6 protein-coding genes and 1 pseudogene are annotated in these 8,737 nt (G+C 44.3%); 2 read left to right on the forward strand and 5 right to left on the reverse strand.

Features of this window, described 5'->3' with window-relative positions:
- Both B7C60_RS17165 and B7C60_RS05855 read left to right on the forward strand, forming a co-directional pair.
- A pseudogene (locus tag B7C60_RS17165) lies at positions 1-821 on the forward strand (hypothetical protein); the annotation flags it as partial.
- Positions 822-1,088: 267 nt separating this feature from the next.
- On the forward strand, positions 1,089-3,431 hold the full coding sequence (locus B7C60_RS05855) for an Ig domain-containing protein (protein WP_099610845.1): 2,343 nt from the start codon (positions 1,089-1,091) through the stop codon (positions 3,429-3,431).
- A gap of 28 nt (positions 3,432-3,459) precedes the next feature.
- On the opposite strand, the gene B7C60_RS05860 is transcribed toward B7C60_RS05855, so the two are convergent.
- From B7C60_RS05860 to B7C60_RS18030, 5 genes are all read right to left on the reverse strand, one after another.
- Entirely contained in the window at positions 3,460-4,386 is a 927-nt protein-coding gene (locus tag B7C60_RS05860; RefSeq protein WP_099610846.1) for an SPOR domain-containing protein, read from the reverse strand.
- 124 nt (positions 4,387-4,510) lie between these two features.
- A complete protein-coding gene (locus B7C60_RS05865) occupies positions 4,511-5,449 on the reverse strand; it encodes an ABC transporter permease (RefSeq protein WP_099610847.1) in 939 nt (312 codons plus the stop codon).
- A 2-nt stretch (positions 5,450-5,451) separates the two neighbouring features.
- Complete coding sequence (locus B7C60_RS05870; protein ID WP_099610848.1) at positions 5,452-6,429, reverse strand: ABC transporter permease; 978 nt, start codon at positions 6,427-6,429, stop codon at positions 5,452-5,454.
- 227 nt (positions 6,430-6,656) lie between these two features.
- Positions 6,657-8,210 carry an ABC transporter substrate-binding protein gene (locus B7C60_RS05875; protein ID WP_099610849.1) on the reverse strand — a complete coding sequence of 518 codons (1,554 nt, stop codon included), beginning with the start codon at positions 8,208-8,210 and terminating at the stop codon, positions 6,657-6,659.
- Between the two features lie 99 nt (positions 8,211-8,309).
- Positions 8,310-8,737, reverse strand: a 428-nt coding sequence (locus B7C60_RS18030; protein WP_245868662.1) for an ATP-binding cassette domain-containing protein, incomplete at its 5' end; no start/stop codon positions are given.

Here is an 8,737-nt window from a genome sequence, read left to right on the forward strand (position 1 = left end):
GAATTCATACCACACGAGTCATCGCGGGACAACGTTACCCTTTTTATGTCTTACAATGTGAAATTTTTGAACTCAAACAAGGCCACGTGTGGTATGCCGCGAGTTCGGATCGACAACGCTGCCCCCAACTCAATGAGATGAACATTGTGGCGACTTATCAGCAACAAGATGAGCAGATTCATTTACACTTTCCTAGCGATAAAACAGCAACTTGGCGGTTTCGCTACCATTATTCGTCCAACTATTATCCGGGGATGCAGCTTTACCAGGTGACCAGCAACGAAAATGGCCCCGAAGAAACTTATAGCTTATTTGATCAACGCATCGGAGCCGAAGCTCGTCTCAATGTGCATACGGGGCAATATCACTATCAAGGTCTAAATTTTGACTACTTAATGCTTAATGAACAACAGCAGTATTATCCAATCGGTCTGTTCAACTATATATACAACGTACGCAACGCACAGCCGAACTATTACCAACCGGCAGACTCAGACCTTAATGTTTTTCACCCGACCAAGAGTTTATTTTGTCGAGATGTTGAGCCCTATTGGGCTTACGCTAGCTTAATTGGCCCAACCCACTACAATGTGCCATTGATCAGCGAAAGTGGCGATCGGGCAGGAAACTATCCCCCGCTCTGTGGTGAGTATTTACGGAGCCAAACTCGCACCGCTCTCTATTTTGATCATGAGTTCACCGCACAAGATATTCCTTTGGACGGAAAAATTTATACCTATATTCTTTATCCTCGTCCTGAATACGCCCATTTGTTAGAGAAGTTTGCCATCAATCTGATTTATCACGCGCCCATCGATTGATGGTATCGATCATTCTCAAGATGCACGTTATTCGTTTTCCTTATATCTAGCCTTTTCTCTTTAACCATGCCGCTCAAATTGCTTGCTCAAAAATGCTCAATATCAGTGAAGTAAAAAAATAAAATAAATTTTACGGATTTTCTGCGCTTTTTCGTTCCTTGATACTTATATCAAAAATCAGTAAAAACGAATTCATCTTCGTTCTCTTACTTACAAATTAGTAACAAGAGATTGATTTTTAAGTGTATTATTTGGAACCTAACTATAATGAATAAAATCAGTTTACTCGCATTGTCAGTCGCTATGGCGCTTACTGGATGTGGTGGCTCTGACAGCTCGGACAACACCAATCAACCACCCAGTGCCGCGGGAGTGTTAATCACCGCCCTTGATGGTCACTTTTATCAAGCGGTGATCTTTGACGATGCGGATAAAAACGGCAAATTCGATGATAATGAGTATGTATTTGGCTTAACTAACCAAAGTGGTCAATTGGAATTACCGGCTGACTATCAACTCAAAGGTCAGTTAGCCGTACAAACCTTGACCCCTGGTGGGGCGGTGCAGCGCCGTTTGGCTAACCTAAATGCGGCTTATGCCGGTAAATACACCATTGATATGGACCATCCCGCTCAAGCCATGGCCCATGAAGTGGTATTGCGCGCCCCTACCCTTGAGGCACAGCAGCAGGTAATTTCGCCAATCACCGATTTAATTGTGCTAGCAATGGAAAACGATCCGACCAGCGACCTCACTCAAGCGAAACAAACCGTTGCTAATACTTTAGGGCTGGATAACCAAGCTGAACTATTAAGCGACTTTACCAAAACAAATCCTAAGCTACATAAAAAAGCCCAGATCCTCACTGACTCGAAAGCCGCCAACCCAGCGAGCTATGAAAAAAATGCGGCGCAATTTGCCGAAAAATCCGCGCAACTCGTCGGTAACATGGACGACACAGAGATCAACGATGTCAATCAACGTCCGGTGATTATTAATGATAATGAAAATGCCGAGAGTGGTTTCGCCCCTAAGGTAGTTACCAACCATAAACTACAGGTAAGTGAAAAGGTTAAGGGTAAACTTGAGGCCGATTTTGCCAAGCTAAATCTCAAACAAGGCGACACCTTTGCTGACCAAGCGTTTTCTATCGCGGACTTATTTAGCGATAAAGACCAAACAACTGTTGAGGTTACATTAGAGCAGGATTTAAAGGCTTCAGGACTGAGCGCGAAAATTGACCATCAGCAATTGGTTCTCAGTTCAAACGGCTCTGAGCTCAAGGCGCAAGATAATCTTTACTTGATCTTAGTCGCTACGGATAAGGACGTTCAAGAGGCAGAGCGAGGTCAAGTGCGGGTACAACTGAACTTAAAAGTGACCACGCTAAATCAAGCCCCCGTTATAAACCAAGCTGAAAAAGAGACATTACAGCAACAAATCGATGCTTGGTATCTCCAACAAGGGGAAGCGTTTGATCAATCGATTGATATCAGTGCGCTATTTAGCGATACCGATGGCCAAATCGTGAGCTATTGGGGCGGTGACGTACAGGTTGCAGGATTAACCATCGCGGATGTTGATAGCCCAATGATCACGCTCCGTGGCACCCCAAGCCAAGCCTCTCCAGCAGGTCAAACTTTTACGGTTAAGGTCAAAGATGACCAAGGGGCAGAAAGCTCGACAACCTTTATTCTACCAGAGGTAAAAGAAGGGATTGCCCCGCCATCACTCAAGCATCCTTTAGAAGCCACCACTTGGTATCGTCTTGAACACGGAGGCGGTACGGCAACAACTAAACTGCCTTATGAACGGATTTGGTGCGATACATTGCATTTTGAAAACGGTAAAATCTCGGGTAATTACCGCACCATGAACAACTTAACCCAGTGTGGCGCTCTCGACAATCGTTCTTGGTATAACGGCACCTATCAAGTTCAAGGCGAGCAATTGATTGCAACCTTCGGCAGCGGAGATCATAAAGAAAAAGTCACACTAACAATTGAAGACGCTGATGGTATCGCTCCAGGCGCAAAAACCTTAACTTGGTCATCTGACGAAGGAACCGAGCGTTACACATTGTTTCGTCGTCAGTCAGACGCTGAAGCGCGAATTCAAATAAAATCGAATGATGGCCCAGAAAAGCGCTTTTTTCCTATGATGTTACCGACACAACAAGAAGGCGTAGAAGCGTTAGGTAGGGTCTCTTTATCGTTACGGAAAAATACCAATCCTGACGATCAAAATGCGATGGATGCGAACTTAATTTTAGAGTTCCCAGACCAAAATTTCACTTGCCAGGATGCAGAAGAGTTTTATAAGTACTTTATCATTCACGGACCACAGCTAGTCACTGAAACGACCGATTATAATACAGGCGAAATTTATAAGTCTTACGGTGTTTATTCGGGTAACGAATGGGGTACCTCACTTGAGTGCTATCGAAAAACAGAAAATCACATTGTGCACGCAGCGATTGATTTCGACCTACCGGAATTAAGCAAAGGCGGCGTTTATAGCTTTATCGGCAAAGTAAAAGCCAACCAAGGTGAGTATATTGAAGCCATCAAATTCAATATGACCTGGACAGGAAAAGGCAATCACGAATAGGCATTAATCGCTCCTTCATTAAGCCCCGTCAACCGGGGCTTTTGCCATTGGTCATTGATTCCACACAAAGCACACTAAGCAGAGAGTGACCGTTCAAATTAGTCATTTTCCCACTGGTAAATAACCCTTTATTATTGGCTCCCCAATAGGGCAAATACATCGGCCATTGTTCTTTCTCCATCACTTTTGAACTCAGCAACTGTTGCCATTCGTCTTCAGTCACTAAGCGCATGCCTTGACTCTCACACATGATTTTTGCGCCGCTATAATTCAAGCGGTTCCAAGCCTGATTATGTTCCATATAAAACTGCACTTTCTCTGATGCGGTATAGGGAATCGCATAGGTTAGCCCATTAAATGATGTTTGATGACGAATCACGATGGCATTACTTTTGGGCTTGGTCGTTGATGCTTTTTTCAGTGGCTGTATTGCTGGCGATATTGGCTCTAGCGTAGCAGGCGGGTGAGATATTGGCTTGGGTTGGGTTTGAGTTATCGGACGTTGTGCTCCGTTTTTTTTGCTCACTTCACGCAGAAAGGCTTCTTGATAGCCAGCCAAGAGGCGCACTGCCGTCAGTTCTTTACGCACAGATGTATAATCATGATAAGGCCCGATTAAGCAACGAATACCGGTGCTTTCGGGCTTCATCCATACGTCTGTCGATATTTTCTCATAGAGCACTTTCGCCTGTTCCACCGATAAGGGGGATGCTAATAAGCCACACTGAATCCAGAATTTGGAATCTTGACCTTTAGGTAAGGTATTCCCCCACAATCCTTGCCCAATTGGACATGATAAATCGAGAACCGGGAGTTGGTCACTGGCCGCTTGGGTCGCATCACAGAGAAAATCCTGAGCAAATACGGTAAACGAGCCCAAAGAAACCGCGCAACAAGATAGGCTTAATAAAGTTCGATGGATGATTTTAGCTATCGTAACCACTCTTATATCCATAGTTATCCCTACTATAGTGACAGCATCAATGGCTTCAGGTGCAAAATACATGCAAAAAAAGAGCCGTAATTGCTTACGACTCTCAGTGTAGGTGGCTTATGGCGGTAAAATCAACCGACCAGCCTCACCCTTTATAAATTTTTGGATTAAAAACATCCCGTAACCAGTCACCGAGTAGGTTAATCACCAACACTAGGCTAATCAAAACCAGTCCCGGGAAGGCGGTAATCCACCAAGCACCAGAGAAAATATACTTAAAGCCGATACTGATGAGCGCCCCTAACGATGGCTGATCCACCGGTAAGCCCAAACCGAGGAAAGAAAGAGCCGCTTCCGACATAATCGCATTGGCAATTTGTACCGTTGAAATAACTAAAATGGGTGACAGGCAATTAGGTAAAATATGCCTAAACATAATACGTAACGATTTAAAGCCCATCACTCGTGCCGCTTCGACATACTCTTTCTTCTTCTCTGCCAGTACCGATGCTCGAATCGTTCGAGCATACTGTGGCCATTCAGCAATACCAATGATCACCACCAACATGACAACTGCGTATTGGCTATAAAACTCACCACCAAAACTGGCTTTAAAGATAGCGGAAACGATGATTGCCACCATCATGGTGGAAAAAGAGAGCTGAATATCGGCAAAACGCATCAAGAAGCTATCAATTCGCCCACCGAAATAACCAGCCGATAATCCAATGATGATACCAAGAATGAGCTGAAGACCGACCGCTAAAAATCCAATCGTCAAAGAAAGGCGGGAGCCATACAAAATCGTCGATAAAATATCTCGCCCCTGCTCATCGGTTCCCAGTAGAAAACGCTCATCACTGCCCTCTAACCAAACGGGCGGCAATTCTGAGTCCATAATATCAATGGAGGCCAGATCGTAAGGGTTGGTTGGTGCTAATAAAGGCGCAGTTAATGCCATGGCGAGAAACAGCATAAAAAAGGCCAAACTGACCATCGCCACTTTATCGCGCAGAAAGTAGTATAAAAAATCCGATTGTTTAAAACGTTGCCAAACTGAAGGCGTACTTGTTGTCGAAGTCATGATTACGCCCCTTTTCCGGTTACATTAACGGTTGGGTTGATCAACCCATACAGCAAATCGACGATGGTATTGGTGACCACAAAAAGCAGCCCAACAAAAATGACATAAGCAGTAATCAATGGGGTATCAACCCGGTTGATCGCCTCTAAAAAGAGCAAACCGGTTCCTGGCCATTGAAAAACAGTTTCCGTTAAAATGGTGTACGCCACCATGGTTCCTATCTGTACCCCGCCGACGGTGAGCACAGGTAATAGCGTATTTCTTAACGCGTGTTGAAAATAAATTTTGTTCATCGCTAAGCCTTTGGCTTTAGCAAATTTGATGTATTCCGAACTCAATACTTCAAGCATTTCTGAGCGGACCAAACGAATAAAAAGTGGCAACATAATCGAAGCGAGAGCAATACTGGGTAACACTAAGTGACGCAAGCCATCGAGATTGAATAAACCCGATTCCCATCCGAATAAACGTGTCGTTTCACCTCGTCCGTAAGAAGGCAACCAGCCTAATTCAATCGAAAAGACATACATCAACATAATAGCAGTTAAAAATACCGGTATAGAAATACCGACACTGCTTCCGGCCATAATCAATTTTGAAAACCATCGCTTAGGATGGATAGCCGAGTAAACCCCAAGAGGAATAGAAAGGGCGATGATAATCAATGTCGCGGCAAACACCAGCTCTAATGTGGCCACCAACTTGTCTAAAATCACCTCAGCAGCAGGGCGCTTAAAAAAGTAGGACGTCCCTAAATCTCCTTGAACGGCTGCCCCTAAGAAACGAGTGTATTTCACTAAAAAGGGATCATTGAGCCCTAACTCATCACGCATCGCTTGTCGCTGGGCCTCTGAAACGGACTGCCCTACTAATTCACGTAGCGGATCGCCTAGGTTATCTTGAATTGCAAATGCCACCAAACTGATGACAAACATCACTATTACTGCCTGATATAGGCGTTTGACCAGAAAAGAAAACATTCCCTGCCCCTTAAACTATCCATGATGATGGTGCACAACTCGCACACCAAAACGCTTCAACCTTAATAACATACTTAATCCGGCTGAATAAAAATTAAGCTCGACAAGGTCAACGGTGTATTTTTTAATAAACGCATTACGATGCAGGAGAAAACAAGAGGTAACGAACGCTTCTATTACTTCTTGTTCTCCGATTTAATATCGCTTTACTCGCATCAACGGGGTGATTATTTAACCACCAAATCACCAAAGTAAGGGAAATCCATACCATTAATGATCGGTGCTAACTCTAAGTTTTTCTTCGCCGCCCAAGAAGGGTCTTGCCAATGAAGCGGGACAAAAGCAGCCTCATCATAAAGTATTTTCTCTACTTTTTTCAGCATCGCGTTACGTTTGGTTAAATCCGTTTCAACATTCGATGCCTCAACCAAAGAGTCAACGTCTGCATTAGAGTAATAACCACAGTTATATTGACCTTTGCCCGTTTGCTCATCACGTGTCATGGTTAAAAACTCGGAGAAATTGGCTGAATCTTCCGTGTCAGGATGCCAACCAATCATCAACATATCTGCCGCACATTTATCAAATTCTGGCCAATATTGTGCTTTAGGCATGGTTTTTAAGTCGACTTTGATGCCAATTCGAGCCAGCATGGCTGACGCGGCTTGAGCAATTTTATCGTCATTCACATAACGATTATTCGGGGCCATCATAGTCAGAGTAAAACCGTTCTCATACCCTGCTTCCTTCATCAATTGTTTGGCTTTTTTAAGATCAAAGCGTGGTTTGAGGCTCTCGTTATAACCGGCGTAACCGACAGGGCTTTGCTGCCCAGCAGCGGTCGCTGCACCACGCATTACTCGATCAACAATGCCTTGATTATTAATCGCATAAACAATCGCTTGACGCACGCGCACATCACGCAAGGCTTCATGGCTATTTTGGTTCAATTGAAAAGTGATAACTCGGGTACCGGGCATGGTATACAGCTCGATATTTTTAGCATCGCGAATACGCTGGTAATCATTCGGGGAAACAGGAGAAATCATATCAACCCCACCAGATAATAAAGCCGCAACTCGCGTAGCCGCCTCTTTAATTGGAACCAGTGTCAATTGATCAACATTACCTTTGCTGTCTTTATCCCAGTAATCAGCAAACCGAGTAAATTCGACACGAATTCCCTGCTCACGCTCTGTAACAATAAAGGGCCCGGTTCCTGATGCATGGGTTGAGGCAAATGAAGAACCATGTTTCACGATTTCGGCTTTATCTTTGCCATCGGCCGTTTTCCCTGTATAAAACTTGCTATCCATTGGGAAAATATAGGTCGCCACGTTTTCAATCAACGGATATACCCCGTTGGTTTTGATATCGATTGTGTAGTCATCGACCTTGGTGATCGATGCAAGCGGTTCAAAAATACCTTTAAAATCAGCTGACTCTTTTAAACGATTAAACGTCCATACCACATCATCGGCAGTAAACGGGTTACCCGAGTGAAATTTTACCCCTTGACGCAAAGTAAAGCGCATCGTTTCATCATCTAAACGCTGCCAAGACTGAGCCAAACGCGGCTCAAACTTCATCTCCTGCGTGAAACGAATTAACGGATCAAACACCATGTGTGACAGTTGCAGCGTTCCCCCGGAAAGCTGTTCATGAGGATCCATCGACACGGGATCTGAATCGTAGGCGACTTTAATTTGCGCCGCACTGAGTGAAAAACTCAATCCTGCCGCCATCAAGGCTAAGGTCAGCTTGCTTTTCAAGGTTATCATTGCATAACTCCTTATGCGGGAATTTATATCCCTAATGTTATTGTACTGGTATTGATATGTGCTTTTTCCACTGGATATGGAATGGAACGAAACCACCAACTAGGCTGTTTCTGCCTTTTCTCTTAACCCGGTAAACTCGGGCATCAAGGAAATCAATTGCTTGCTATATTCATGCTGCGGGCTATTAAATAACTGCTCGGTTGGAGCGACTTCCAATAGTGTCCCCATCTGCATCACTCCAACCCGATCACACATTTGTCGAATTACAGGCAAATCGTGACTGATAAACAACATGGTCAAATTCAGCTCTTGTTGTAAATCTTTCAGCAAGTTAAGGATCTGCGCTTGAACGGACACATCTAATGCTGAGGTCGGTTCATCACAAATCAATAATCGAGGGCGAGTGGCCAAAGCTCGGGCAATCGAAATGCGCTGCCGCTGTCCACCAGAAAATTCATGAGGATATTTCAGCCCCGCCATACGTCCGAGCCCGACATAATCCAATAAATCATTCACAATTTGTCGAG

It is taken from the genome of Vibrio fujianensis, from assembly GCF_002749895.1.
Classification (GTDB): domain Bacteria; phylum Pseudomonadota; class Gammaproteobacteria; order Enterobacterales; family Vibrionaceae; genus Vibrio; species Vibrio fujianensis.